This window comes from uncultured Methanofollis sp. (genome assembly GCF_937919355.1).
In the GTDB taxonomy this organism is placed as follows: Archaea; Halobacteriota; Methanomicrobia; order Methanomicrobiales; family Methanofollaceae; genus Methanofollis.
Window position 1 is genome coordinate 1 of sequence record NZ_CALFSA010000148.1, and the last position, 24243, is coordinate 24243.

Consider the following 24243-nt stretch of genomic DNA (forward strand, 5'->3'; position numbering starts at 1 on the left):
GATTCTCGCCAGCCATGTGCCGGGGTGGAGAGGGAGGGGGATAAAGGTTTGGAGGAGGGGGGCGTGGGGTCCCGCCAAGGGGATGGTTATCTCCCTCCTCAGGATCTCTGTTCTGTCTTCCCCCGACGATCACCTCACCCTTAAGTCACCCCACTCCCATCCCTCCCCATGGCACCACGCCGCGACCTTGTCCCCTGGCCGACCGACCCTGCCGACGCCCTCGCCCTCCAGGAGGGACTGCGCCGGCTGGTGGTCGCCGCGGGGTCGCCGGAACCTGCCCATGTCGCAGGCCTCGACGCGGCGTACTCGACCGACGGCGGGACGGTCTTCGGGGCGGCGGCGGTCCTCGTCTCTCCGTCGCTCGGGTTCGTGGAAGGGGCGACCGCCGCGGTGCCGGCGACGTTCCCCTACATCCCCGGCCTCTTCGCCTTCAGGGAAGGGCCGGCCCTCCTCGCCGCCCTCGACCGCCTGACCTGCCGGCCCGACCTCCTGATGGTCCACGGCCACGGCATCGCCCACCCGCGGCGGTGCGGGGTCGCCTCGCACCTCGGCGTCGTCACCGGCATCCCCTCGGTCGGCGTGGCCGACACCCTCCTCTGCGGCGAGGCCGGAGAGACAGGTGCATCACGGGGGTCGGCGGCCCCGGTGACGGAGAAAGGCGAGGTGATCGGGTGCGCGGTGCGCACGAGGGCAGGCGCCAGGCCGGTCTATGTCTCCCCCGGCCACCTCATCGACCTTGCCGGGGCCGTCAGGGTCGTCCTCCAGACCTCACCCCGCTTCCGCACTCCCGACCCCCTGCGGGCCGCCCACCGCCTCGCTGTCCTCGCCCGGAACACTGCCGCCTCCCGCTGAGAAAGGGTTCATATCGTAAGAGGCCACACAGGGGCGTATGGAGACGGAGGAGGAGAAAGAGGGCGCCAGAACTCGAAAAGAGACCCTCAAGGTCTCAGGCATGCACTGTGCCACCTGCGCCATCACCATCGAGAAGGCCCTGAAAAACGTGGACGGCGTCAGGGAGGCCTCGGTGAACCTCGGCACAGAGCAGGCCTCTGTGGAGTACGACCCGGCGAAGGTGAGCGCCACCGCGATCGAGAAGGCCGTCACGGACGCGGGCTATGCCGTCGTCACCGGCAGGACGACCCTCAAGGTCGGCGGCATGATGTGCGCCACCTGCGTGAAGACGATCGAGGCGGCCCTGCAGGCCCTGCCCGGCGTCGTCTCTGCCACCGTCAACCTCGGCTCCGAGCGGGCCTATGTGATCTACAACCCCGACACCGTCGGCATCCCTGAGATGAAGGCGGCAATCGAGGACGCCGGATACCAGTACCTCGGCAGGGAGGGGGAAGAGACCGGGGAGATCGAAAGGAAGGCCCGTGAGACCGACCTCAAGGACAAGCGCCGGCGCATCATCGTCGGCGCCGTCGCCTCCGCGGTGCTGATGGGGTTGATGTTTGTGATGCCCCCCGTGCCTGTGGCAATGCCCTACCTCCTCTTCGTCATCGCCACGCCGCCCTTCGTCTACCTCTCCTGGCCGATCTTCCTCGGTGCCTGGCGGGCCCTGAAGAACCGGACCCTGAACATGGACGTCATGTACTCGATGGGCATCGGCGTCGCCTTCGCCGCCTCCGTCCTCGGCACCTTCGGGATCGTCCTCACCACCGACTTCCTCTTCTACGAGACCGCCGTCATGCTCGCCACCTTCCTCACCCTTGGCCGATACCTGGAGGCACGGGCGAAGGGGCGGACAGGCGAGGCGATCGCCGCCCTCGTCAACCTGCGGCCGAAGACCGCCACCGTCCTTGCCGACGGGAAGGAGGAGGAGAGGCCGATCGAGGACGTTAAACCCGGCGACGTCGTCCTGGTCAGGCCGGGCGGGCAGGTGCCCGTCGACGGCACGGTCAGGAAGGGCGAGAGTTATGTGGACGAGTCCATGATCAGCGGCGAACCCCTCCCTGTCGGGAAGGAGCCCGGAACAAACGTCGTCGGCGGGACCATAAACCAGGACGGCGTCCTCGAAGTCGAGGCGACGCGGGTGGGCAGGGACACCGTCCTCGCCCAGATCATCAGACTCGTCGAGGAGGCGCAGGGCACCCGGCCCCCTGTCCAGAGGATCGCAGACACGGCCGTCACCTACTTCATCCCGGCGGTCCTCGCCATCGCTGCCGTCGCGTTCCTCACCTGGTACGTCGTCCTCGACTCCACTCTCCTCTTCGCCCTCACCACCCTCATCTCGGTCCTCGTCATCGCCTGTCCCTGTGCCCTCGGCCTTGCGACCCCGACCGCGATCACCGTCGGCGTCGGCCGGGGGGCCGAACTCGGCATCCTGATCAAGAGCGGCGAGGCCCTTGAGTCGGCCGAGAACCTCACCACCGTCGCCTTCGACAAGACCGGCACCCTGACAAAGGGGAGACCCGAGGTCACCGACATCGTTGCCCTTGCGGCGGAGAGGGACGAAGTGATCAGCCTTGCCGCGGGCGTGGAGAGGAACTCGCAGCACCCGGTCGCCACGGCCATCGTCAGGTATGCAGGAGAGCGGGACGTTGCCGTCCCGGAGAGTACGGACTTCAGCACCGTGCGGGGGAAGGGTGTTGTCGCCGTCGTCGGAGGCAGAGAGGTCGCCCTCGGCAACAGGGCGCTCCTCGCGGAGAGGGGGATCGCGCCTTCCGCAGCCGCGGTTGATGCGGCGGAACACCTCGAAGAAGAAGCGAAGACTGTCTCTTTCCTTGCCGCCGACGATAGGGTGCTCGGCGTCCTCGCCGTCGCCGACACCCTGAAGCCCAGGGCCATGCAGGCGGTCGACGACCTGAAAAAGATGGGCCTCTCTGTCGTGATGGTCACCGGGGACAACAAGAGGACGGCGCAGGCCATCGCCGGCATGATCGGGATCGACCGCGTCCTCGCGGAGGTGCTCCCGGACGAGAAGGCCGCCGAGGTGAGGGCGCTCCAGGAGCGGGGCGACAGGGTCGCCTTCGTCGGCGACGGCATCAACGACGCCCCGGCCCTCGCCCAGGCAGACCTCGGCATTGCCATCGGCGGGGGGACAGACGTTGCCATCGAGAGCGGCGACGTGGTGCTCGTCAAAGACGACCTGACAGACGTCCCGGCAGCGGTCCAGTTATCCCGGAAGACGATCGGACGGGTGAAGATGAACCTCTTCTGGGCCTTCGCCTACAATGCCGCCCTCATCCCGGTGGCGGCCGGAGTCCTGTACCCCGCCTTCGGCATCACCTTCAGGCCCGAACTCGCCGGCCTCGCCATGGCCGCAAGTTCGGTCACCGTCGTGACCCTCTCCCTCCTCCTCAAAGGTTATATCCCGGAGGCGAAAAGAGGGGGAGCGGAGGAAAAAAGTATGGAGATCGATCCGGTCTGCAAGATGAAGGTCGACCCGAAGACCGCCCGGCACACGAGCGACTACAAGGGGAAGAAGTATTACTTCTGTGCACCGGGGTGCAAGAAGGCGTTCGAGGCAGAGCCAGAGAAATATCTGGAAGGGTGATGGCGGGAGAGGAGGACGCTCTCATCCTCTATCCGCATGATTACGAGGGCATCCCCGAACTCTTATTTCCTTTCGATGAAGACTGCTGTTTTGATTGAGGGAAGAGCGGAGGGTTCATTAACAGAGTCGAGATAAAATCCTATCCTCAGAAATCAGGATTGAATCTGTAGATCCCATTTTTATCATAGGCCATGACCATCCCTACAGACTCATCCCGGTGATCGAAGACCCACCACTGCCTTGTATGCTTGTCAAGGGCCTGGGAGTAATCTTTCGGGAGTGGGCCGGAGATAGGGCCCGCGACCCAGACTTTTGCACCGCAATATCCTCCGATGATCTGATCTTTTTCCTCATCGACAAGGAAATAGAAAGAGAGATTGTTTTTCATGAACTCAACCCTGACATAGGGTCGGTCGAGGACTTCTTCGTCGAATTCCTGCCTGACCGAGGTGATATTCCAGCCGTGATCGAGGAGGAGACCTGCGCGGGAGTCGGGGAGGACGGTCGTGATCGTCGAGGTCAGGTTTGCCGTGAAGAGTTCGGGGTCTCTGACCTCGATCCCGGCGAGGTCGACCGCAACGTCGTTGTGGTGGAGTACAGGAAGCGTCGGCGTCTCGATCACCGGTACCTCAGCGGGTGGGTTGGTCGAGGTGCACCCCGAGCAAACAAGGAGTACGATGAGAGTCAGGGAGGCCAAGAAACAAGGTGTGATTTGATGTGCCATCAATATCCCTCTGCTCGTCAAAAATCATGATCAAGATAGTAGATATCATTTTTATCATAAATCATGACTTCTTTATCCTCGACAAAAACTGATATACCATTTTTTGTGTAGACTGTCACCTCGTCATTATCACTCCACGTTCCATTCCGATAGTCATAGACATACAACCGCCTCGTGTGCTTATCAAAAGACTGCGAGTAATCTTTCGGGAGGGGACCCGAGATAGGGCCTGCGACCCAGACCTTTGCACCGCAATATCCTCTGATGATCTGATCTTTTTCCTCATCGACAAGGAAATAGAAAGAGAGATTGTTTTTCATGAACTCAACCCTGACATAGGGTCGGTCGAGGACTTCTTCGTCGAATTCCTGCCTGACCGAGGTGATATTCCAGCCGTGATCGAGGAGGAGACCTGCGCGGGAGTCGGGGAGGACGGTCGTGATCGTCGAGGTCAGGTTTGCCGTGAAGAGTTCGGGGTCTCTGACCTCGATCCCGGCGAGGTCGACCGCAACGTCGTTGTGGTGGAGTACAGGAAGCGTCGGCGTCTCGATCACCGGGGCCTCAGCGGGTGGGTTGGTCGAGGTGCACCCCGAGCAGGCGATGAGAAGCATGACCAGAAAAAATGAGGGAATAATTCTCTTCATCAGAGTAACCTCCAGAGACCCGTCCGTGTCCCCGGCAGAGAATAAGTCGGCACGGAATATATTAGTTATGGCATAATCATCTATCTGTCACTCCATTACAAAAAAGAAGTCCTGGAAAGTGATCATGGACAGATATCGCCAGCAAGAAAGGTCAGTACTCAAAAACCTCCACCTCGTCGGCGATGAAAAAGGTAAAAATCTCTGGTGCACACGAAAAAGTCCCGATCGAAAGCGAAGGCAGAGGGCGGAGACGAACACTTCCACCTCCAGAAAAATCAATAGTTTTCAGGGTATCCCCTCCCTGAGAGAGCGCAGAGGGCTACCGTCCATTTTCACGGGGCATATGGACATTCCCAGCCTCTCGAAGAGATGCAGGCATAGCTGACACGGGGAAAATTTCAGATGATCTGACCCTCCAGAGGCACAAAACCGCGTGATATCACCCCCCGTGGATGAATAAAAAGATAGAATAAAAATAAAAACAACCCACAGGTCGGATTTAACGAACAAAATTGGTTCATATCGCTAAATCTCGAAAATATTCTGCAAACAAATATACTTTTAAGTAGAGGGGGACACAAATAGAGAAGTAATTCATTCCAAGGGTGATATAGGGGTTGACCAGAACATTTGTGCCGAAAAGAGTGTTTTTTACCTGCGGCGTAGGACGGGATTCCGAGTACCTCGGGTCCTTTGAAATGGCCCTCAGGGCAGCGAAGATCGAGTGTTACAACCTCGTGACAGTCAGTTCCATCCTCCCTCCAAAGTGCCGGATCATCAAACGTGAAGAGGGACTTGCCGACCTCGAACCGGGGAGCGTCGTCTTCACCGTGATGTCCAGGATCGCATCCAACGAACCTCATCGTCGGATCTCAGCATCGGTCGGGGTTGCGATCCCCGAGAATATGGAGAAACAATGGGGATACTTCGCTGAACACCACGCCTTCGGTGACGGGAAGGAAAAAGCAGGGCAGTACGCTGAACACTTAGCATACAATATGTACCAGAGCATCACCGACAAAATTCCCGAAAAAACTCTAAATATCACTGAAAGTGCAGTTGTGGACGAAGACGGCACCTGGACAACGACTATCGCCGCTGCCGTCTTTCTCATGGAGTAGATATGACATCACGCACACGTGCCCACCACACCATCTGCCCGTACTGCAACGAAGAAGTCTACATCGAGGAGCTGGTCGGGGGGAAGTGTCCCCTCTGCGGTGGCACCCTCGAAGACCCGGAGGATGAGATCGAGGTCGAGGACGACGGCATCGAGCGTTCCGACCTTTCGTGGCTCATCTGCCACTACTTCCTCTTTAAGAAACTGGACGAACTCGGCGCGAACCCCCTCCAGATCATGCAGGTGATCCAGAAATTCGACGAGGAGGATCTATTTGAGGAAAGTGCCACAGCAACAAAATCATTTGAAGTCGAAGTCCCGTTCCACCGCCTGGAACGCTATATGCCCAAGCGCTGCACCGCCTGCGGCAAACTCTTTGTCCGGGGCGGAAAAAAAGTGATTGCAGGGGATTCAGGCAAGCCCGGTTTCGCCGTCGCCTACCGCTGCCCCCACTGTGCTCAGTCTCAGTAAGTCCGGGCTATTACCGTTGACGTGCCGGGACGACCGCAGACAATACAGCGTCCCTCGGTCTTTGCGACATGCGGGCTCCGGACCTCGGTGCCAAGGACACTCGCATTCGTCTCTTTTTCGATTTTTTCCGCACACGCCTCGTCGCCGCACCAGTGCACGACGGCGATGCCGGTCCTGACCGCCTCGACCGCTTCCTCGACGCTCTCCGCAGGGACGATGTGGGAGGAGAGGAAGGCCTCCGCCTTCTCCCGCAGGCGCAGGGAGAACGCCGCACAGATCTCCGGGACACGCACGACGATCTCGTCGCGCTTCACCGTCATCTTCTCGCCGTCCCGCGTGGCGACGACAACCGTACCGGCGTCAAGGTCGCGGGGACCGACCTCAATGCGCAGGGGCACACCCCGCATCTCCCAGTGGTAGTATTTCGCACCGGGCCTGAGGTCGCGGTCGTCCACCTTCACCCTGAGGCCCGAGGCTTCGAGTTCGTCCTTCAGGGCCGTTGCCGCCGCCCTGACCTCATCGGCCCGCTTCTTCATGATGATCGGAATGATCACGGCCTGCACCGGCGCCACCTTCGGCGGGAGGACAAGGCCCCTGTCATCGCCGTGGACACCGATCGTCGCCGCGATGCACCGCTCCGAGATGCCGTAGCAGGTCTGGGAGACGTACTGCTTCTCACCGTTTGCGTCTTCGTAGGTGATCTCGTAGGTCTTCGAGAAGTGGTCGCCGAGGTGATGGGCGGTCCCGACCTGGCGAGTCCGGCCGTCCGGCATCAGGGCGTCCACGGCCATCGTGTAGTCGGCGCCGGGGAACTTGTCCCATTCGGGCCGCTTCGAGATGATCACCGGAATGGCGAGGTCGTCGTAGAACTGCGTGTACAGGGAGAGAGCGGTCTCAACCTGAGCCGCGGCCTCCTCCCAGGTCGCATGGGCCGTGTGCGCCTCCTTGAAGGAGGTGATCTCGCGGAGACGGATGAGAGGCCGGGTGTGCTTCGTCTCGTACCTGAAGGTGTTCACGATCTGGTACACCTTGAGGGGCAGGTCGGCGTGTGACCTCACCCAGAGGGAGAACATCGGGTAGATCGCCGTCTCGCTCGTCGGCCGCAGGGCGAGGGGGACGTCGAGTTCGGAGAGACCACCGTGGGTGACCCAGTAGACCTCGTCCTCGAAGCCCTTGATGTGCTCGGCCTCCTTCATGAACTCGGTTTTGGGGATGAGGAGAGGGAAGAGGGCCTCTTCATGGCCGGACCTGTCCAGAAGGTCGCGGAGGATCGCATACGTGTGGCGCCGCAGACCAAAACCGAAGGGGTACCAGACGTACAGGCCCTTGACCGGGTACCTGACGTCCATGATCTCGGCACGCCAGATCACGTCATTATACCAGGCGGAAAAGTCGGATTTCTGGGGGAGTGACCCGCTCTCTTCTTCTTCCATGAAGTAACCTCAAACTACTATTTGTAGGAGTGCGGGCGTTATAAATGCCTCTATAACGGCCGCCACAGCAAGAAGCGGGACGACAACGCGGAGAAAAAGACCCCCCAGGCGGGCGGCGTCGGCCGCGGCGTCACCCTGCCCCCTGGCATCGGCGAGGACGGAACGGGCGAGGGCAAGACCGAGGGCCGCGGCGATGAAGATGGCCGGGAGTTCGAAGACCCCGTGGGGGACAAGACCTGCAATGAGGCCGAGGGGCCCGACCTTCTCCGCGATCTGGTCGGCAAAAAGACCGATCACGAGACCGTTCGAGAAGAGGATGAAGAACGTCAGGAGACCGAAGGTCGCACCGCCGAGGAAGAGGAGGACGCAGGCCTGCAGGTTGTTCAGGAAGATCTTCACGGCGAGCATAAGGGGATTGTCGCCGAGTATCTGGGAGAAGACGCCACCCATGATCGCATCCAGTATCTGGTCTGCCGCCGGGTCCCCGGAGGCGGAGACGCCGTAGCCTGCAACAATGCCGACAGCGAAGATGACGACTGCCCCGACAAGATAGGGGAGGAACTCCCGTCTAGACATAGATCACCATCCTCATCATGTCCCTGATCCCCGGCGCCATTCCGACGACGATCATCGCCAGGACCACAAGGTGCCAGAAGGCCGGGTTTCCCTCCTTCCTGTACATCTCGAGGACATAGATCGCCGGTATGATCACGGCAAGTTTCAGGGGGAACATCGAGAATGCCGTCCCCGTCCACTCGATCAGGTGGGAACCGACGACATGCTGCTCCACATAGGCCATGGGGTGGAGGTCGATCCCGAAACTGGTGGCACTCGCGTCGAGCATGTGACCAGCGATGAGGAGAGTGTACAGCGGGTCGGCGACATACTCCCAGTGGAGGACGTACCTCAGGAATCCCCAGACCGCCGCCGTCGCTACCGCCGCCATCGCCGGGATCGCGACGAGGACGAAGAGGTCGACCCTGGTGTTCACCGCACCCCATGCAAGGAGGAGGACCGCCGTCGCCGCCGACAGGACGATGCCGGTCCACCCGTAGACCTTTATCGAGTCGGCGACGAGGCCCTTCACCTCAAGGATACGGGAGAGGAAGAGGGCGGCGACCGTGATGAAGAAGACCACGAAGAAGATGATAGGCGTGATCAGGAGATAGTGGGCATCGGAGGTGATCATGCCTGTGTCCTCGACGACCCGCAGGAGACCGCCGAGCACGACATAGGGGATCGTCGCGAGGACGAAACGCCTGTCGACCTCAATCTTGAAACGGCGGAGGCCGCGGTACACAAGCCAGACCGAAATGATGAGAATGATGGCGTAGGTGAGCGTATCGACGACCGTGTACGGTTGCCCGTACCTGATCGGATCGATGTAGTATTTGTAGAGGAACTCCCTAATCATCTGTGATCTCAATGGACGGAGAGGATATTAAAGTACTCAGGGAGAAGGTCTTTGACAAGTCCAGATGGATGCAGCTCCCCAGAGACATCCTCATCGGGCATAATGTCCTCAGGGAAATACCCTCGGTCTGCAGGGACCTCTGCTTCGGTTCCCGTGCCCTCCTCCTCGCTGGAGAACACACGATGGGGATTGCAGGAGACGAGATCGTCTCCATCCTTTCGGACACCTGTGAGGTGAAGACCGTCATCGTCGGGTCGAACACCGCCGCCGACATCGCCCGGATCGAGAAGGAAGGCGCCGGCGCCGACTTCATCATCGGCGTCGGCGGCGGACGGGTGATCGACACGGCGAAGATCGTCTCGTACAACCTCGACCGCCAGTTCATCTCCGTCCCGACTGCCGCCGCCCACGATGGCATCGCCTCCTCGCGGGCGAGCATCCCGACCCCCGAGGGGAGCGTCTCCCTGAGCGCCCACCCGCCCATCGCCGTCGTGGCAGACACCGGCATCATCGCCGCCGCACCCCCCCGCCTCCTCGCCGCCGGGTGCGCCGACATCATCTCGAACTACACCGCGATCCTGGACTGGGAACTCGCCCACCGGATCCGGGGCGAACCCCTCTCCGAGTACGCGATGGCCCTCTCGAAGATGACGGCCGAGATCGTCGTGAGAAACGCCGACGTGATCAGCGCCCAGACCGAGGAGAGCGCCTGGATCGTCATGAAGGCCCTGGTTTCATCGGGTGTTGCGATGAGCATCGCCGGGTCGTCCAGGCCCGCAAGCGGCGGCGAGCACAAGTTCTCCCACGCCCTTGACCGGATCGCACCGGGAAAAGCGCTTCACGGCGAACAGTGCGGCGTCGGGGCGATCATCACGATGTACCTCCACGGCGGTGACTGGCGGTGGATACGAGACTCTTTGAAGAGGATCGGGGCGCCGACAACGCCCGCCGGACTCGGGATCGACGACGCAACCGCAGTCAGGGCGATCCTTGAGGCACGCACCATCAGACCGGAGCGCTTCACCATACTGGACATGGGCCTCTCAAAAGAGAGTGCCGAAAGGATTGTCAGGATGCTATACGAGGAGTGATATGATATGGCAGATACAAAACCGAAAGTGACCCTGATAGGGAGATGCCTGGCAGAGAAAGGGCTTGAATTCGTGTACGAAGGGCAGGTGGCGACATGCCAGACCTGCAAACTCCTGAAAGTCTGCCACAACCTTCAGCCGGGAAAAAAATACCAGATCGTTGAGATACGGAAGAACACAGACCAGGACTGCCCTGTCCACCGCGACGGCATCTGCGCCGTCGAAGTGGTCGAGGCGCCGGTCGTCACCCCCATACCGGCAGACCGGGCGATCCTCAACTCGACTGTAAGATACGAACCCCCCTGCACGAAGACCGATTGCCGGAGTTACGCCCTCTGCCACCCCGACGGCATCATCGAGGGGGATAAGTACCTTGTTGCCAAGGTACTCGGCACCGCCCCCGACGTCTGCGAGAAGGGACGGAACCTGAAACTTGTCGAACTCAGACCCGCCTGATCAGGCGTGCTCCGCCACCGCCCAGAGCCGCTGTGCCAGGCCGAGGAGGTGCCCGGTGTGCCTGAAGCCGACGAGCCAGCGGTGCGGTATGGCGGCAAAACCATAACAGGCACCGGCAAGGGCGCCAGCGATCGCCCCCACCGTATCGGCGTCGCCTCCCAGGTTGACCGCCCGCAACATTGTTTTTTCAAAACCGTCGGCACTCATGAAAACGGCGACGGCGCAGTGGGTGGTCTGGACGGCGTCGAGAGAGGGTTTGAGGGGCCAGGCGTGGAAGTTTCCCACCCGTTCAAGCACTTCCGGGTCCTCGCAGTGGTCGAGAGCATGGCAGAAGGCGCGGACCTTCGGCGTCCCCCGGCACATCTCCGAGATCATCAGGTTCACGAAGGCCGAGCACTCCCCGGCGACCGGGTCGTGGTGGGTGAGGGCCGAGCAGGCAAGGCTCATCTCCCGCACGGAGGTGGGAGCATAGTAGATGCCGAGCGGAGGGCCACGCATCACGCTCCCGTTCGTCCTGCTCCCTCCATTATGGATATGCGCAATCCGGGAAGCGTCTTCAGGGCTAAAACCCTCTTTTATCAGGGAGAAGACCATCCGCGAGGTCGGGCCGTAGTACTGCGGCGCCCGATCAAAACCTGCAATAAGGCGGTCTACGAAGTCCTCCGGTGAAAAGCCCCTGCAAAAGACGAGGGACCGGGCCAGGCCCACGGCCTGCAGTGTGTCGTCGGTGAATTCGCCCGGTGTCATGTCATGAATACCTCCGCCGAGCATATTTGTCACGGTTTTTTCCGGCGGCGGGAGGCCTTCGAGGGGCGCACCCAACGCGTCCCCCACTGCCAGTCCTAGAAGTGTCCCTGCTGCGTTCTGGTAGAGGAATATAAAGATCACCAATAAGATATATCAACCGCCGAAAAAATGTATTTTTTGAAGTTAGGTGATTGCGTGCAGAAGGAAGAGTTACTACACTTACACATGTTGTTGATGCACATCAAGAAGTACTACGAGACCACCACAGGTGAGGAGGTCTACACCCCCGACTATGATGTGCTTCACGTCTCCCCGGCCCACATCCACAAGAACAAGATCACTCACAAGAAAGCGATCCTCGCCCTCGGCGAAGACATCGTCCACCAGCTGCGGACAGCCCCACATGTCCACCAGGTGGAGACCATGCACAAAGCGACCACTAATGAGGTCGTAGTGCAAGAACATTAACCGGTATGGACGATGTCGAAATCTGCCGGGAGATAATCTCCCGGATCTCTTCTTTCCCCTGCGGCCCTGCAGACCTCCAGCGGATCAAGATCGAGGTCTGCCGGGAGCACAGTTGTGCGGTGGTCCCGAAGAACTCTGCCATTCTTGCCACCGCAACCCCCGACGAGGCAAAGCGTCTCCGCCGCCTCCTCATGGTCAAGCCGACGCGGACGATCTCGGGCGTCGCACCGGTGGCGGTGATGACCTCGCCGGCGCCCTGTCCGCACGGGAAATGCCTCCCCTGTCCGGGCGGGCCCGACCACCCCTTCCACTCGCCCCAGAGTTATACCGGGCAGGAACCCGCGGCCCTGCGCGGCGCCCAGAACGGCTACGACCCCTACGAGCAGGTACAGGCACGCCTCTCGCAACTCGAAGCCCTCGGCCACCACGTGGACAAGGCCGAACTGATCGTGATGGGCGGGACGATCACGGCGCGGCCGCGGGAGTACCAGGAAGAGTTCGTCACCTCCTGCATCCATGCAATGAACGAGTACGGCACAGGGGCACGGCGCTCTCTCCCGCCGAGGGACGAGGTCTTCGCCGGGAACGAGCGGGCGGCGGTGCGGTGCATCGCCGCCACCTTCGAGACGCGGCCGGACTGGTGCCGGAGAGAGCACATCATGGGCATGCTCGACCTCGGCGTGACAAAGGTGGAACTCGGAGTCCAGCACACCGACGACAGTATCCTCACTTTCAACAGGCGCGGCTGCACGGTGGCAGACGCCGTGGCCGCGAACACGATGCTCCGCAACGCCGGGATCAAGGTCGGTTTCCATATCATGCCGAACCTGCCGGGGAGCGACCTCGACAGGGACAGGGAGATGTTCAGAACCCTCTTCGACGACGAAAGGTTCAGGCCTGACTTCCTGAAGATCTACCCGACTCTTGTGACACCGGGGTCGGAGATCGAGGCGCTCTGGAGACGTGGCGAGTACGCGCCGTACCCCGAGGACGACCTGGTCGGTCTCGTCGCCTATGCCAAGTCCCTCCTCCCGGAGTACGTCCGCCTCCAGCGGGTCCAGCGCGACATCCCGGCAAAACTGATCGTGGCAGGGTCGCACCACTCGAACTTCAGGCAACTCGCGCAGGAACGTCTTCATGCAGAGGGGAAGACATGCCGGTGCATCAGGTGCCGGGAGGCGGGACGGCACCCGGCCGGTGCTGAACCGTCCTTCCGTGACCTCCCGTACCGCTGTTGCAGCGGCGAGGAGCACTTCATCCAGATCGAATCAGGGGACGCCCTCATCGGGTTTGCACGCCTGAGGTACCCGGGCGAGGCCTTCAGGCCTGAACTGGAAGGCGCCGCCCTCCTGCGCGAACTCCACGTGTACGGCATGATGGTCCCGATCGGGGCGGACGGCGATGAGGGAGAGTTCCAGCACCGGAGTTTCGGGAAAGAACTCCTCGCAAGAGCAGAGGAGATGGCGGAGGAAGAGGGATACGAAAAAATCGCCATCAACAGCGGCATCGGGGTCCGCCCGTACTACCGGAGTCAGGACTATGAACGCGAAGGTCCATATATGGTAAAGAGGCTCTAATGAAACCCGCGACCCTCGAATTCGTCCGGCAACGCTTTATGTCCTATTACAGGCAGGGCCACCTCAGTGTACCGCCTGCGCTCGAACAGCGGGAATGGGGGTTCATCTTCTTCGACGCAAAACCCGAGGTACGGATGCGCCGGCACCTCGGTTTCGGGTCGCCGGACGAATGCCTGGAGTACATCAGGTCGATGGTCCCGGCCCATGCCTATTACTCGACGGCATATTACACGAACCCGGCCGCAGGGACGATGGGGGAGAAGGGGTGGACAGGGGCCGACCTCATCTTCGATATCGACGCCGACCACCTCGTCCGCGGCGTGCCCTATGATGCGATGCTCTCCCGCGTAAAGGAAGAGACGGAGAAACTCCTTGATATGCTCACCGGGGAACTCGGATTCTCGGCGCATACTCTCTCTCTTGTCTTCTCCGGAGGGCGGGGCTACCATGTCCACGTGCGTGACCCGCGGGTGAGAACCTGGGAGAGCCGCGAAAGGCGCGAGGTCGTGGACTACCTCTGCGGGACCGGGATCGAACCGCAGGTGCTCTTCGCCTCGGGGGACTGTTCGTCGGGGTGGCAGAGGCGTTTCGCCATCGCACTGAAGAGGTATGCCGACACACTTCTCGCCGGCGGCGAGAAGGCCGCCCTGAAGCATCTCAAGGGGATGAAAGGGGTCGGCGACACCTATGCGGGACGTTTTCTCGGGTTTTTGCAGGGCTTTGGCGGTGAGGGGGTGCGCCCCGCAGACACGATCCTCACATCGCCGGTGATGCAGACAATCCTGTCATCGGAAGGAGGCGAAATGCTCCCTCTCCTGAGAGAGCAGGCGGCCCTGGTCGATGAACCAGTGACGACCGACACGAAACGCCTGATCAGAATGCCGACCTCCCTCCATGGTGGGAGCGGTTTCCGGGTCGTCGAGATGCCGCCCGGCGACCTCGCGGACTTCGATCCCCTCATCGACGCCGTCGTCTTCGGGGAGCGTGAGGTGAAGATAGACCTCGCCTTCCCCCTTACGATGCCGATCCTCGGGAACACCTGGGAACTGAAAAAAGGTACGAACATTGTTCCCGAAGCCCTCGCGGTCTTCCTCTGCTGCCGCGGGATCGCCGAGATAGGAGGTGGGGCATGACAGACTTCCTCAACGACATCCGCCTGATCGTCTGGAACGAGAAAGAGAGCGGCAAACTCTCCGATATACCGGCCGACCTCTTCAGGAACGGAAAGGAGAACCTCGGAGAGATCCGTGCGCACATCAGGGGATGTCCAAATCCGCTCGCCGAGGAGGCGGCCGAACTCCTCGACCAGTACCACAGTACGAGCGAGACGCTCAACACGATCATCAAACTCCGTCTCAAGAAGATCCTCAAACTCGCCGAGGCCCAGATCGAGGAGAGGTACTACGACAAGGAGGAGATGAAGTTGATGCTCCCCCCTGAAAAGGCGATGTTCGAAGCAGTCTGCCGGGAGATCGGTGTCTGCCGCGACACCCTGACGGGAGAATGCAGCGGAGGCGAAGAGGGTGGAGATACGATCGATGTGGCACCCCCGGCAGGAAGCGACACGCCTTTCGAGTTTGGGGACGAAGCCTTCTTCGAGGAAGAGGCCGCACCTCCACCAGAGGCCGTCGAAGAGAAGAAACCTGCAGGGGATATCGCCCTCGTGCTCATGGAACAGGAGATGCCTGCTGCCTTCATGGGGCTCGATGGTCGGACGTACGCCCTGAGGGACGGGGACATCGTCACCCTCCCGAAGGGGAACGCGGACGTCCTCTGCGAGCGCAACATAGCCTTAAATATAAGGCTTATCAAATAATACAGGTATTCGAGAGAATAGGTACGGGATGCAGCCGCGGGAAAAATCTATCGGATCTTTGTTGGTTCGAGATTTCCTGCATGGGAAGGCGTGTCCCGGCACTGTCGAAATGGCCCGTAACCGGGCTGCACAAGATCACGAGGGGCTTATATCATGAAGATGCCAGAAAAGTTCAAGACCTACTGTCCGTTCTGCAGATCGCACGAGGTACACGAGGTTGAGAAGGTAAAGAAGGGCCGCACCAGCGGTCTGCACTGGATCGACCGGCAGAAGGCGCGCAGAGGCAAAGTGGGCAACATGGGCAAGTTCTCCAAGGTGCCCGGCGGCGACAAGCCGACCAAGAAGGTCAACATCAGATACCGCTGCACGAAGTGCGGAAAGGCGCACCTCCGTGCAGGCTGGAGATCAGGTAAATTTGAGATTGCGGAGTGAGAGATATGGTACGTCAGCACCGTGAAAACAGGAGCAAATTCCTCAGGGTTAAGTGCCCGGACTGCGAGAACGAACAGGTGATCTTCGAGAAGGCCAGCACAGTCGTGGACTGCGCGGTCTGCGGGCATGTGCTCGCTGAGCCGACCGGTGGGAAGGCAAAGATCAACGCAGAGATCAAGGCCGAACTCCAGTGAGACCGTCTGATGCACGAACTGAATGAATGGCCGGAAGAGGGCGAACTCGTCGTTTGTACGGTAGAGGACGTCAAGGACTTCGTGGCATTTGTGCGTCTGGACGAATACGAGAACAAGAAAGGGCTCATCCACATCTCCGAGATTGCCACCGGCTGGATCAAGCACATCCGCGACTATGTCAGGGAAGGCCAGAAGATCGTCTGCAAGGTGCTCAATGTCGATTCTGACCGCGGGCATATCGATCTCTCCCTCAAGGACGTGAACGATCACCAGCGGCGGGAGAAGATCCAGGAGTGGAAGAACGAGCAGAAGGCCGAGAAGTGGATCGGTTTTGTCACCGCGGATACCGGCGCCGACCTCCATATGATCAGGGAGACCTTCTATGCAACCTACGGGTTGCTCTACCCTGCCTTTGAGGATATCGTGACGAACGGAGACGCAGCCGTCAGGAAGTACTCGTTCCCGAAGAACGTCACCGATGCCCTGATCACTGTCGCCAACGAGAACGTGAAGATCCCGAAGGTAACGGTCACCGGCACCCTTGTTCTCACCTCGACGAAGCCTGATGGTGTGAACATCATCAGGCGGGCACTCAGGAGTGCACAGCCGAAGATCGACGACGTCGAGATTGAACTCACCTATTTCGGTGCTCCGAATTACCGGGTCAAGGTCACCGCACCGGACTATAAGCGGGCCGAGAAGGCTATCGAGAAGGCCTCGAAGGCTGCAATCGGCGTCATGGAGCGGGCGGGCGACACCGGGAAGTTCGTCAGAAAACAAAAGGCAAAGAGTGCATGAGCGGGCGGATCAGGTATTGCGAGCACGACCGCCGCTATACCCTATTTTTCACCTGCCCGGTCTGCGGGTCGCCGACACGGTCGGCACACCCCGCACGGTATTCACCACAGGACCGGTACGGCGAATACCGGAGGGAGGCAAAGCGATGGATGACATAAATATCGATTTTTTGACGGAAGATGAGGTCAAGGCCGACGTGCTCATCGAAGGACTGCCGGGCATCGGTCAGGTCGGCAAACTTGTCGTCGAGCACATGATCCAGGAACTCGGGGCTGAGAAGATCGTCGACATCACGTCCATCTTCCTCCCGCCTCAGGTGCTCATCGAACCTGGCGGTGGGGTCCGCCTCCCGAACAATGAGATATACCTCTGGAAAAACGACGAAGGGCAATCGATCGCCTTCCTGATCGGTGACTTCCAGAGCACCTCAAACGAGGGGCACTACCTCCTCTGCGAGGCATACCTCGACATCGCCGAGGAACTCGGCGTGAAAAGGGTCTACACTCTCGGGGGCTACGGGGTCGGCCACCTCACCGAAGAACCAAGAGTCCTCGGAGCGGTCAATGACGAGAGTCTTGCCGCGGGGGTCGTCGTCGCCGGCGGTGTCATGACCGGGGACGAACCCGGCGGGATCGTCGGGGCGTCAGGTCTGCTCCTCGGCCTCGCCGCCATGCGGGAGATCGAGGGGGTCTGCCTGATGGGCGAGACACCGGGGTATGTCGTCGACCCGAAGAGCGCCGGTGCAGTCCTTGCCGTCCTCTGCCGTCTCCTCGGGATCACGGTCGACGCCACGCGGCTTGCCGAGCATGCCGCGGAGGTCGAGAAGATCCTGGCAAAGTACGAGGAGATGGAGAAGGGGCGGGAAGAAGAGAACCTGACCTATATAGGATAATTTTTCTCTTTTTTTCGGGGCGTTCATTTCAGGCGGGTCAGGGCGTATCTCAGAGGTGCACGGACTCCATCCAACAGGTGCGTGGTAGTTCACAGAGATATAATCGAACTGCTTTCCACAAAGGCCCCGGTAAACATCAAACACAGTCCGGAGACTGCACACGCTATCTCCGATTTTTTTAAACGGATGTCCCTGATAGGAGTATTGACAACTTCTTTGCCATTTGTTTTGACAATAGCAATGCGGGCGGTGGCGCACATAACCAGTACCTGCCCCATCATCTCCCACAGTCCCGCACGATGCGCAAGATCGAAGATCCTCAGCAACCGGCCGGACAGATCAGGTGCAATGCTTACCACGGTGAAAGACCAGGTGCCGAGGGTTATTGCATTGGTGGCAAATTGCAGTCCGAGGGCAAGATAACCATACGGAATAAACCCATTGTTTCTGTTGGAGAACGCAAACAGGTTCCCGATGACAATAAATACAACGGAGAGGAGGTTGAAGGAAAAAATCTGTACTGTCGATGCGAATAGATTGGTTGACGTTTCAAAGTCCGTAAGAGAATTTTTGCCCATTAAAAACTCTTCAGGCAGCAGATAATAACTGAGAACTGTCAGCGTGAAAAAGAAGGTGAAGTAGAGGACGACCGCCAGTATAATGCGGACGGAAAGTCTTTCATCGACCAGATGCTGTTTGAGTTTTTCGTGGAACATATTTCCTCCATCCATCCAGATTATTTTTGCAAAATAATTGTAGAGGATATACCTGTCATTATAAAAATGATTTGAAAAGATACTCCATCGTACTCCCTTCTTTTCAGATACGTCCCTCCCTGACCAGACGCCCGGAACACCTGCCCTCTCTCCACCGCACCTCCGGCATAGACTAATCCAGATAGACGTCAGAATGATCTGCCGGAACAATGTCAGTCTACGCCGATTTCCACATTCATTCACCCTATTCCATGGCGACCTCCCCCTCCATGACGCCGGAGAGTCTCCTTGCCGGTGCGGCCACGAAGGGGATCGGCGTCCTCGGGAGCGGGGACGCCCTCCACCCTGCATGGCGGAAGGCATGGGAAGAGCACGAGAACAACACCGGCATCGCCGTCCTCCCAACAGCAGAGGTGGAGGGGAAGGGGAGAGTCCACCACCTCATCCTGATGGAGGACTTCTCCGCCTTCGAGGACCTGGCCGCTGTCTTCGCCCCCCACAGCAAGGACATCGCCACAGGGGGGCGGCCGCACGTGCACCTCACCGGCGAGGCGATCGCCGCCGCCGTCCACGACCTCGGCGGTCTTGTCGGTCCGGCCCATGCCTTCACTCCCTGGACCTCCCTCTATGCGGCGCACGACTCGGTGGCGTCGTGCTACGGCGGGGAGAGGATCGACTTCCTGGAACTCGGCCTCTCCGCCGACACCTCGTACGGCGCCGGGATACGGGAACTCGACGGCGTCCCCTTCCTCTCGAACTCGGACGCCCACTCCACCCACCCCACAAAACTCGGCCGGGAGTTCAACGGCCTCGACCTCAGCCGCGTGACGCCGGAGGCCTCCTTCGACGCCGTGCGCCGGGGGAAGATCACCCTCAATGCCGGATTTTTCCCTGAGGAGGGAAAGTACAACAGGACCGCCTGCACCCGGTGCTATATTCCGTACTCCCTGGAGGAGGCCGTGCATCTCGGCTGGACATGCCCCGAGGACGGCGGCCAGATCAAGAAGGGAGTCTCCGACCGGGCGCGGGAACTGGGCGGCGGCGCACCCTCTGAGAGGCCGCCCTATTACCATATCATCCCCCTCGGCGAGATCATCAGGGTCGTCCTCGGCGTCTCCTCGGCAATGACCAAGAAGGTGGAAGCGAGATATTACCACCTGGTTGAGACCTTCGGGACGGAGATCGCCGTCCTCGCCGACGTGCCGGTCGCCGAGATCAGGGAGGCAGACCCGGTCGTAGGGGCGGCTGTCGAGGCCTTCAGGGAGGGGCGGGTGCGCCTCGTTCCCGGAGGTGGCGGGAAGTACGGCACTTTCACCCTCCCCTGATGCGCCGTCCCTGCCAGGGACTCTCTCGCGGGCAACCGGAGAGAGACATTTTCCATCCTATTTTTCTGCCGGAAATGCCCCGGGCTCCTCTGGTCAGGGCTCGATAGTGAGGCACAGCCCACACCGAGAAAAAAGACAGGGCTAAATACGGTCGGCGCGTACCAAATTACTATTACATTAATACAAATAAAATTGATATGGTGACATGACATGCACATCATGGAAGGATTCCTCCCGCCGGCCTGGTGCCTCTTCTGGTTCCTGGTCTCGGCACCGTTCATCGTCTACGGCATGTACCAGTTGCGGATACTGATGCGGGAGAAGAGAGAGGCCCTCCCCCTCCTTGCCGTCGCAGGGGCGTTCGTCTTCGTCCTCTCCTCCCTCAAACTCCCGTCAGTGAGCGGGAGTTGCTCCCACCCGACAGGCACAGGCCTCGGGGCGATCCTCTTCGGCCCCTGCATCACCTCCATCCTCGGCCTGATCGTCCTCCTGTACCAGGCGATCTTCCTCGCGCACGGCGGCCTCTCCACCCTCGGCGCCAACGTCTTCTCCATGGGGATCGCAGGGCCCGTCCTTGCCTGGGCGATCTATAAAGGAGGGCAGAAGGCAGGGCTCAACACCTACCTGACGGTCTTTTTCGCCGCCACCCTCGCCGACCTCTTCACCTATGTGGTGACCTCGGTCCAGCTCGCCCTCGCCTTCCCGGCCGAAGTCGGCGGCATCGCAACATCTTTCGCCGCCTTTGCCGCCGTCTTCGCGGTCACGCAACTGCCCCTCTCCATCATCGAGGGTGCGGTCATCGCTCTCACCTTCAAATACATCATCGACGTCCGCGCCGAGATCCTGGTGAAACTCGGCGTGCTCACCGATGCGGCGGTCGGCCGCCTCAGGGGGGTGGGGGCATGAAGTACGCCATGGAGACCGCCGTCCTCGCGATCGTCCTCCTCTTCGCCGCCTCCATCCTCGTCGTCCTCTCCACCGGCGAACACGAATGGGCCGGGGCCGACGACCAGGCCGAGGACGTCATCAAGGAGATGACAGGTTCGGAGTACGAACCCTGGACGACCCCCGTCTACGAACCGCCGAGCGGCGAGATAGAGTCACTCTTCTTCTCGCTTCAGGCAGCGATCGGGGCCCTCGTCATCGGGTTTTTCTTCGGGTATTATTACCGCGGACGACAGACCAATACCTGAAAAACCCGATTTTTCCGGGCGCTGGTGAAGGGTGGAGAAAACAATGGAGAACATACTGGATGACTATGCCCAGCAGAACGCGTTGCGGGAGACCGGTACGTGGGCAAAACTCCTCCTCGGCGGCGGGGCGATCGCCGCCGCCCTCGTCTCCGCGGGACCCCTCGCCCCGGCCTTCATCGCCGCGTCCATGGCGGCGATCACCGTCGGGATCGCACGCATCCCGGCACGCTTCTACGCCACGCTCCTCACCATACCCCTCTCCTTCGCCGTCCTCTCTGCGGGCGTGATCCTCTTCCTCTCCGGCGGCGGGGAGACAGTCTGGAGCATGCCGTTCGGCGGGATCACCCTCGCCTTCACGACAGGAAGCGTCAACCAGGCCGCCCTCGTCCTCTCCCGGACCTTCGCCGGGATGTGCGCCCTCTTCTTCATCGCCCTCACCACGCCCATGGTCGAGATCTTCACGGTGCTGCGCTCCCTCAGGTTGCCGCCCGAGTTCGTGGACCTCGCCATGCTTATCTACCACTTCATCTTCGTCCTCATCGGCGAGGCGTTGGCCACACGGAATGCGCAGGAGATCAGGCAGGGTTATGCCGGGTTCGGCAACGCCGTCCGGTCCTTCTCGATGCTTGCCGGGACGCTCTTTGTGCGGGCATGGGAAAAGGGCGAAGAACTCATCCTGGCCATGGACGCCCGGTGCTATGACGGCATATTCCCGACCTTCGGCGGAGAGAGAGGTATCTCCCGCAGGGAAGGCGTCGCCGTCGTCGCTTACCTCTCCGTATGCAGTGCGCTCGCCCTCCTCTCCGGCGGGATACAGATATTCTGAGAACGACCATGACAGCAGCAATAGAATTTCAGGACGTGCACTTCGCCTACCCCGACCGTCCCGAGTCCCTGAAAGGGATCGACATCACAATCGGCAGAGGGAGCAAGGTCGCCCTCGTCGGCCCGAATGGTGCGGGCAAGACGACACTTCTCCTGATGTGCAACGGGATGCTCAGGCCGACGAAAGGAAGGGTCCTCGTCAGCGGCAGACCGGTGGCGTACGACACCCGCTCCCTCCGCGAGGTACGAAAGTCGGTCGGCCTTGTCTTCCAGAACTCCGACGCCCAGATCTTCGCCCCGACAGTCTGGCAGGACGTCGCCTTCGGACCGGCGAACCTCGGTATGCCGCAGGAGACGGTGAAAAAGGTCGTCGCCGACGCCCTCCACTATGTCGGACTCTCCGGCTACGAGAAACGCCCGCCCCACCACCTCTCCGGCGGGGAGAAGAAGAGGGTCGCCATCGCAGGGGTGCTCGCGATGGACCCGGAGGTGCTCGTCTTCGACGAACCGACGAGTTCGCTTGACCCCGCCACCTCCGAAGAGGTGATGGACCTCCTCGACGAGATGAACCACGGCGGGAGGACGATCCTCCTCTCGACGCACGACGTCGAACTCGCCTACCGCTGGGCCGACGAGGTCGTGCTGATGGAGGACGGGGCGGTGCTCAGGACCGGGACGCCTGAGGAGATCTTTGCAGACCGCACCGTCCTTGCCAGGGCGCGCCTCAAACCCCCGGCGGTGCTGGACCTCTTCAGGGAACTGCGGGACAGGGGCGTGCTGACCGACACCGCACCGCCGAAGAACGCACTCGCCTTCACCGACCTCGTCGAGCGCCGCATCCGCGGCGGCGTGAGACGCAACGGCCACGGCACCATCTGTCTCAGGGACGTTGCCGGTCCCGACGGCACCGCCGCACTCGCCTGTCTCCTCGGGGGAAGCGCAAAGGTGTGGGTCGGCGCCATGGGGACGAGGGCAAAGAAGGTGGCGCGGGACGAGGGGATCGCCGTCGACTTCACCTACGGCGTCATCGACAAGTGCCTGCTACGCGCCGTGAACGGTGAAGACTCCCTGATCCTGACTTCAGGCGGCATGATCGCTCATACCGTCGAGAGGATAGACGAGTACGCCCGGACAAGCGGCCGGGAGATCGTGGTCAGGCAGGTCTGAGAGGACCGCACACACCTGGAGACCCCAGGGGCAACGTCACCGCACCGCCGGGAAAGAACCCACTATATAATCCCTATCACGGAAATAATCCCTACAATTATGTATATTTTCGGGAGACCGGGAGCAGAAAAGGGAAGATAAGATTAATGGAATGGCGGTATAATACTGAGTACAATGCTTCAAATTCACCGGGAAATATGTGGCTACTGCGGCGCATGTGTTTCGGTCTGCCCGGAAGGGGCCCTCGAACTCGTCGATGCCTACCTGACGGTGGAGGGCGACACCTGCCGCTGCTGCGGCATCTGTACGAAGGCCTGCCCGCTCGGAGCTCTGGAGGTGACCGATGAAGAGTGAATACGATATCCTCGTCGTCGGCGGCGGGCCCGGAGGGGCCATTGCAGCATGGACCGCTGCCAGACTGGGCCTTTCGGTCTGCCTGATCGAGAAGAGGCCGGCAATCGGAGCACCGGTTCGCTGTGCCGAAGGGATCGGCAAGGAACTCCTAAGAAGTTTCATCGAGCCTGACCCCCGCTGGATCTCCGCCGATATCAAAAGGGCACGGATCATCGCCCCGAACCGCACGACCATCACCCTCGACGATAACAGGGCCGGCGCCGAGGTCGGCTATGTCCTTGACAGAAAGATCTTCGACCGAGAACTTGTCTGGCAGGCATCGAAGGCAGGTTCAGACGTCTTTGTGAAGTCCCGCGCCGTCGCCCCGATCATGGAGGACGGCCACATCCGCGGCGCTGTCGTCGAGTGCTGCGGAAAGAGGCAGGAGGTGAAGGCGAAAGTCACCATCGCCGCCGACGGTGTCGAGTCAAAATTCACACGCTGGTGTGGCCTTGACACAACCATCCCCCTGAGCGAGATGATGAGTTGCATCCAGTACCTCGTCACCGATATCGATATTGACCCGAACTCGAACGACTTCTACTTGGGCAACGATGTCGCCCCGCAGGGGTACCTGTGGGTCTTCGCCAAGGGGGAGAGGAGCGCCAATATTGGCATCGGCATCCCGGCGTCGAAGAACAAACCGGAGATGCGGGCGCGGGACTACCTCGACCGGTTCATGCACGAACACTTCCCGGACGGCAAGATCATCGAGTGCATCGTCGGCGGCGACCCGGTCTGCAGACCCCTCCCCTGCACGGTTGCCGACGGCCTGATGATCGTGGGCGATGCAGCACGCGTCGTCGACCCCCTCACCGGCGGTGGTATAGGCAATGCCATGATCACCGGCA

General features: G+C 60.7%; 29 protein-coding genes. 22 read left to right on the forward strand and 7 right to left on the reverse strand.

All coding sequences use genetic code 11. The features are described 5' to 3' along the window. The first annotated feature begins 168 nt into the window (after positions 1–168). Positions 169–852, forward strand: a complete 684-nt coding sequence (locus Q0520_RS07195) for an endonuclease V (protein WP_298668167.1) — start codon at positions 169–171, stop codon at positions 850–852. 37 nt (positions 853–889) lie between these two features. Beyond that, positions 890–3496 carry a heavy metal translocating P-type ATPase gene (locus Q0520_RS07200; protein WP_298668170.1) on the forward strand — a complete coding sequence of 869 codons (2607 nt, stop codon included), beginning with the start codon at positions 890–892 and terminating at the stop codon, positions 3494–3496. A 145-nt stretch (positions 3497–3641) separates the two neighbouring features. Here Q0520_RS07200 and Q0520_RS07205 read toward each other — a convergent pair whose 3' ends face one another. Then, the gene (locus tag Q0520_RS07205; protein WP_298668172.1) at positions 3642–4193 is read right to left on the reverse strand and encodes a hypothetical protein; all 552 of its coding nucleotides are present in this window, start codon (positions 4191–4193) and stop codon (positions 3642–3644) included. A gap of 44 nt (positions 4194–4237) precedes the next feature. Beyond that, on the reverse strand, positions 4238–4864 hold the full coding sequence (locus Q0520_RS07210) for a hypothetical protein (RefSeq protein ID WP_298668174.1): 627 nt from the start codon (positions 4862–4864) through the stop codon (positions 4238–4240). A gap of 632 nt (positions 4865–5496) precedes the next feature. On the opposite strand from Q0520_RS07210, the gene Q0520_RS07215 reads away from it, so the two are divergent. Together Q0520_RS07215 and Q0520_RS07220 are read left to right on the forward strand one after the other, a co-directional pair. Next, on the forward strand, positions 5497–5985 hold the full coding sequence (locus tag Q0520_RS07215) for a pyruvoyl-dependent arginine decarboxylase (protein ID WP_342765247.1): 489 nt from the start codon (positions 5497–5499) through the stop codon (positions 5983–5985). Between the two features lie 2 nt (positions 5986–5987). Next, positions 5988–6455, forward strand: a complete 468-nt coding sequence (locus tag Q0520_RS07220; RefSeq protein ID WP_298668181.1) for a hypothetical protein — start codon at positions 5988–5990, stop codon at positions 6453–6455. Here the strand turns inward: Q0520_RS07220 and proS are convergent. From proS to Q0520_RS07235, 3 genes are read right to left on the reverse strand one after another with little or no spacing between them, the layout of a single operon-like run. Continuing rightward, positions 6449–7888 (reverse strand): proline--tRNA ligase, encoded by a 1440-nt coding sequence (gene proS, locus Q0520_RS07225; RefSeq protein ID WP_298668184.1) that lies wholly within the window; start codon positions 7886–7888, stop codon positions 6449–6451. The two genes, Q0520_RS07220 and proS, sit on opposite strands and share 7 nt — an antisense overlap. 9 nt (positions 7889–7897) lie before the next feature. Continuing rightward, positions 7898–8464, reverse strand: coding sequence for a stage II sporulation protein M (locus Q0520_RS07230; protein WP_298668187.1), 567 nt, complete (start codon positions 8462–8464; stop codon positions 7898–7900). After that, positions 8457–9302, reverse strand: a complete 846-nt coding sequence (locus Q0520_RS07235) for a DUF63 family protein (RefSeq protein WP_298668190.1) — start codon at positions 9300–9302, stop codon at positions 8457–8459. The genes Q0520_RS07230 and Q0520_RS07235 overlap by 8 nt, the downstream gene beginning before the upstream one ends. Before the next feature lie 11 nt (positions 9303–9313). On the opposite strand from Q0520_RS07235, the gene Q0520_RS07240 reads away from it, so the two are divergent. Together Q0520_RS07240 and Q0520_RS07245 are read left to right on the forward strand one after the other, a co-directional pair. Next, positions 9314–10393 (forward strand): NAD(P)-dependent glycerol-1-phosphate dehydrogenase, encoded by a 1080-nt coding sequence (locus Q0520_RS07240; RefSeq protein WP_298668192.1) that lies wholly within the window; start codon positions 9314–9316, stop codon positions 10391–10393. Between the two features lie 6 nt (positions 10394–10399). Next, positions 10400–10849: a UPF0179 family protein gene (locus tag Q0520_RS07245; protein ID WP_298668195.1), complete on the forward strand. Its 450-nt coding sequence runs from the start codon at positions 10400–10402 to the stop codon at positions 10847–10849. Here Q0520_RS07245 and Q0520_RS07250 read toward each other — a convergent pair whose 3' ends face one another. Beyond that, the gene (locus Q0520_RS07250) at positions 10850–11737 is read right to left on the reverse strand and encodes an ADP-ribosylglycohydrolase family protein (protein WP_298668198.1); all 888 of its coding nucleotides are present in this window, start codon (positions 11735–11737) and stop codon (positions 10850–10852) included. Positions 11738–11764: 27 nt separating this feature from the next. Here Q0520_RS07250 and Q0520_RS07255 point away from each other — a divergent pair, with 27 nt between their 5' ends. From Q0520_RS07255 to Q0520_RS07295, 9 genes are all read left to right on the forward strand, one after another. Continuing rightward, complete coding sequence (locus Q0520_RS07255; RefSeq protein ID WP_298668201.1) at positions 11765–12064, forward strand: UPF0058 family protein; 300 nt, start codon at positions 11765–11767, stop codon at positions 12062–12064. A gap of 5 nt (positions 12065–12069) precedes the next feature. Further along, entirely contained in the window at positions 12070–13641 is a 1572-nt protein-coding gene (locus Q0520_RS07260; protein ID WP_298668204.1) for a tRNA uridine(34) 5-carboxymethylaminomethyl modification radical SAM/GNAT enzyme Elp3, read from the forward strand. Further along, positions 13641–14774 carry a DNA primase catalytic subunit PriS gene (gene priS / locus Q0520_RS07265; RefSeq protein WP_298668207.1) on the forward strand — a complete coding sequence of 378 codons (1134 nt, stop codon included), beginning with the start codon at positions 13641–13643 and terminating at the stop codon, positions 14772–14774. Before Q0520_RS07260 ends, priS begins: the two co-directional genes overlap by 1 nt. Further along, entirely contained in the window at positions 14771–15457 is a 687-nt protein-coding gene (locus tag Q0520_RS07270; protein ID WP_298668210.1) for a hypothetical protein, read from the forward strand. The genes priS and Q0520_RS07270 overlap by 4 nt, the downstream gene beginning before the upstream one ends. Before the next feature lie 153 nt (positions 15458–15610). Next, positions 15611–15889: a 50S ribosomal protein L44e gene (locus Q0520_RS07275; RefSeq protein WP_298668212.1), complete on the forward strand. Its 279-nt coding sequence runs from the start codon at positions 15611–15613 to the stop codon at positions 15887–15889. Positions 15890–15894: 5 nt separating this feature from the next. Continuing rightward, on the forward strand, positions 15895–16083 hold the full coding sequence (locus Q0520_RS07280) for a 30S ribosomal protein S27e (RefSeq protein ID WP_067049209.1): 189 nt from the start codon (positions 15895–15897) through the stop codon (positions 16081–16083). Between the two features lie 9 nt (positions 16084–16092). Further along, the gene (locus Q0520_RS07285; RefSeq protein WP_298668217.1) at positions 16093–16881 is read left to right on the forward strand and encodes a translation initiation factor IF-2 subunit alpha; all 789 of its coding nucleotides are present in this window, start codon (positions 16093–16095) and stop codon (positions 16879–16881) included. After that, the gene (locus Q0520_RS07290; protein ID WP_298668220.1) at positions 16878–17039 is read left to right on the forward strand and encodes an RNA-protein complex protein Nop10; all 162 of its coding nucleotides are present in this window, start codon (positions 16878–16880) and stop codon (positions 17037–17039) included. The genes Q0520_RS07285 and Q0520_RS07290 overlap by 4 nt, the downstream gene beginning before the upstream one ends. Next, the gene (locus tag Q0520_RS07295) at positions 17027–17773 is read left to right on the forward strand and encodes a proteasome assembly chaperone family protein (RefSeq protein WP_298668223.1); all 747 of its coding nucleotides are present in this window, start codon (positions 17027–17029) and stop codon (positions 17771–17773) included. Before Q0520_RS07290 ends, Q0520_RS07295 begins: the two co-directional genes overlap by 13 nt. A gap of 89 nt (positions 17774–17862) precedes the next feature. On the opposite strand, the gene Q0520_RS07300 is transcribed toward Q0520_RS07295, so the two are convergent. Beyond that, positions 17863–18489, reverse strand: coding sequence for a hypothetical protein (locus tag Q0520_RS07300; RefSeq protein WP_298668226.1), 627 nt, complete (start codon positions 18487–18489; stop codon positions 17863–17865). A gap of 251 nt (positions 18490–18740) precedes the next feature. On the opposite strand from Q0520_RS07300, the gene Q0520_RS07305 reads away from it, so the two are divergent. The 7 genes from Q0520_RS07305 to Q0520_RS07335 all read left to right on the forward strand — a co-directional run. Beyond that, positions 18741–19814, forward strand: coding sequence for an endonuclease Q family protein (locus Q0520_RS07305; RefSeq protein WP_342765248.1), 1074 nt, complete (start codon positions 18741–18743; stop codon positions 19812–19814). A 210-nt stretch (positions 19815–20024) separates the two neighbouring features. Continuing rightward, entirely contained in the window at positions 20025–20720 is a 696-nt protein-coding gene (locus Q0520_RS07310) for an energy-coupling factor ABC transporter permease (RefSeq protein WP_298668232.1), read from the forward strand. Then, on the forward strand, positions 20717–21007 hold the full coding sequence (locus Q0520_RS07315; protein WP_298668234.1) for an energy-coupling factor ABC transporter substrate-binding protein: 291 nt from the start codon (positions 20717–20719) through the stop codon (positions 21005–21007). The genes Q0520_RS07310 and Q0520_RS07315 overlap by 4 nt, the downstream gene beginning before the upstream one ends. A 43-nt stretch (positions 21008–21050) precedes the next feature. After that, entirely contained in the window at positions 21051–21833 is a 783-nt protein-coding gene (gene cbiQ, locus Q0520_RS07320) for a cobalt ECF transporter T component CbiQ (RefSeq protein WP_298668237.1), read from the forward strand. 8 nt (positions 21834–21841) lie between these two features. After that, positions 21842–22999 carry an energy-coupling factor ABC transporter ATP-binding protein gene (locus Q0520_RS07325; protein WP_298668240.1) on the forward strand — a complete coding sequence of 386 codons (1158 nt, stop codon included), beginning with the start codon at positions 21842–21844 and terminating at the stop codon, positions 22997–22999. Between the two features lie 174 nt (positions 23000–23173). Next, positions 23174–23353: a 4Fe-4S binding protein gene (locus Q0520_RS07330; protein WP_298668242.1), complete on the forward strand. Its 180-nt coding sequence runs from the start codon at positions 23174–23176 to the stop codon at positions 23351–23353. After that, the coding region (locus Q0520_RS07335; RefSeq protein WP_298668245.1) for an NAD(P)/FAD-dependent oxidoreductase at positions 23343–24243 on the forward strand (901 nt) is incomplete at its 3' end. The genes Q0520_RS07330 and Q0520_RS07335, both read left to right, overlap by 11 nt.

Coding starts and splice junctions, on each gene's coding strand:
- priS (WP_298668207.1), top strand. CDS start 13,641: ATGAAACCCGCGACCCTCGAATTCGTCCGGCAACGCTTTATGTCCTAT.
- Q0520_RS07220 (WP_298668181.1), top strand. CDS start 5,988: ATGACATCACGCACACGTGCCCACCACACCATCTGCCCGTACTGCAAC.
- Q0520_RS07270 (WP_298668210.1), top strand. CDS start 14,771: ATGACAGACTTCCTCAACGACATCCGCCTGATCGTCTGGAACGAGAAA.
- Q0520_RS07325 (WP_298668240.1), top strand. CDS start 21,842: ATGACAGCAGCAATAGAATTTCAGGACGTGCACTTCGCCTACCCCGAC.
- Q0520_RS07235 (WP_298668190.1), bottom strand. CDS start 9,302: ATGATTAGGGAGTTCCTCTACAAATACTACATCGATCCGATCAGGTAC.
- Q0520_RS07280 (WP_067049209.1), top strand. CDS start 15,895: ATGGTACGTCAGCACCGTGAAAACAGGAGCAAATTCCTCAGGGTTAAG.
- Q0520_RS07300 (WP_298668226.1), bottom strand. CDS start 18,489: ATGTTCCACGAAAAACTCAAACAGCATCTGGTCGATGAAAGACTTTCC.
- Q0520_RS07200 (WP_298668170.1), top strand. CDS start 890: ATGGAGACGGAGGAGGAGAAAGAGGGCGCCAGAACTCGAAAAGAGACC.
- Q0520_RS07310 (WP_298668232.1), top strand. CDS start 20,025: ATGCACATCATGGAAGGATTCCTCCCGCCGGCCTGGTGCCTCTTCTGG.
- Q0520_RS07315 (WP_298668234.1), top strand. CDS start 20,717: ATGAAGTACGCCATGGAGACCGCCGTCCTCGCGATCGTCCTCCTCTTC.
- Q0520_RS07275 (WP_298668212.1), top strand. CDS start 15,611: ATGAAGATGCCAGAAAAGTTCAAGACCTACTGTCCGTTCTGCAGATCG.
- Q0520_RS07260 (WP_298668204.1), top strand. CDS start 12,070: ATGGACGATGTCGAAATCTGCCGGGAGATAATCTCCCGGATCTCTTCT.
- proS (WP_298668184.1), bottom strand. CDS start 7,888: ATGGAAGAAGAAGAGAGCGGGTCACTCCCCCAGAAATCCGACTTTTCC.
- Q0520_RS07240 (WP_298668192.1), top strand. CDS start 9,314: ATGGACGGAGAGGATATTAAAGTACTCAGGGAGAAGGTCTTTGACAAG.
- Q0520_RS07210 (WP_298668174.1), bottom strand. CDS start 4,864: ATGAAGAGAATTATTCCCTCATTTTTTCTGGTCATGCTTCTCATCGCC.
- cbiQ (WP_298668237.1), top strand. CDS start 21,051: ATGGAGAACATACTGGATGACTATGCCCAGCAGAACGCGTTGCGGGAG.
- Q0520_RS07290 (WP_298668220.1), top strand. CDS start 16,878: ATGAGCGGGCGGATCAGGTATTGCGAGCACGACCGCCGCTATACCCTA.
- Q0520_RS07195 (WP_298668167.1), top strand. CDS start 169: ATGGCACCACGCCGCGACCTTGTCCCCTGGCCGACCGACCCTGCCGAC.
- Q0520_RS07245 (WP_298668195.1), top strand. CDS start 10,400: ATGGCAGATACAAAACCGAAAGTGACCCTGATAGGGAGATGCCTGGCA.
- Q0520_RS07230 (WP_298668187.1), bottom strand. CDS start 8,464: ATGTCTAGACGGGAGTTCCTCCCCTATCTTGTCGGGGCAGTCGTCATC.
- Q0520_RS07330 (WP_298668242.1), top strand. CDS start 23,174: ATGCTTCAAATTCACCGGGAAATATGTGGCTACTGCGGCGCATGTGTT.
- Q0520_RS07295 (WP_298668223.1), top strand. CDS start 17,027: ATGGATGACATAAATATCGATTTTTTGACGGAAGATGAGGTCAAGGCC.
- Q0520_RS07305 (WP_342765248.1), top strand. CDS start 18,741: ATGGCGACCTCCCCCTCCATGACGCCGGAGAGTCTCCTTGCCGGTGCG.
- Q0520_RS07285 (WP_298668217.1), top strand. CDS start 16,093: ATGCACGAACTGAATGAATGGCCGGAAGAGGGCGAACTCGTCGTTTGT.
- Q0520_RS07255 (WP_298668201.1), top strand. CDS start 11,765: ATGTATTTTTTGAAGTTAGGTGATTGCGTGCAGAAGGAAGAGTTACTA.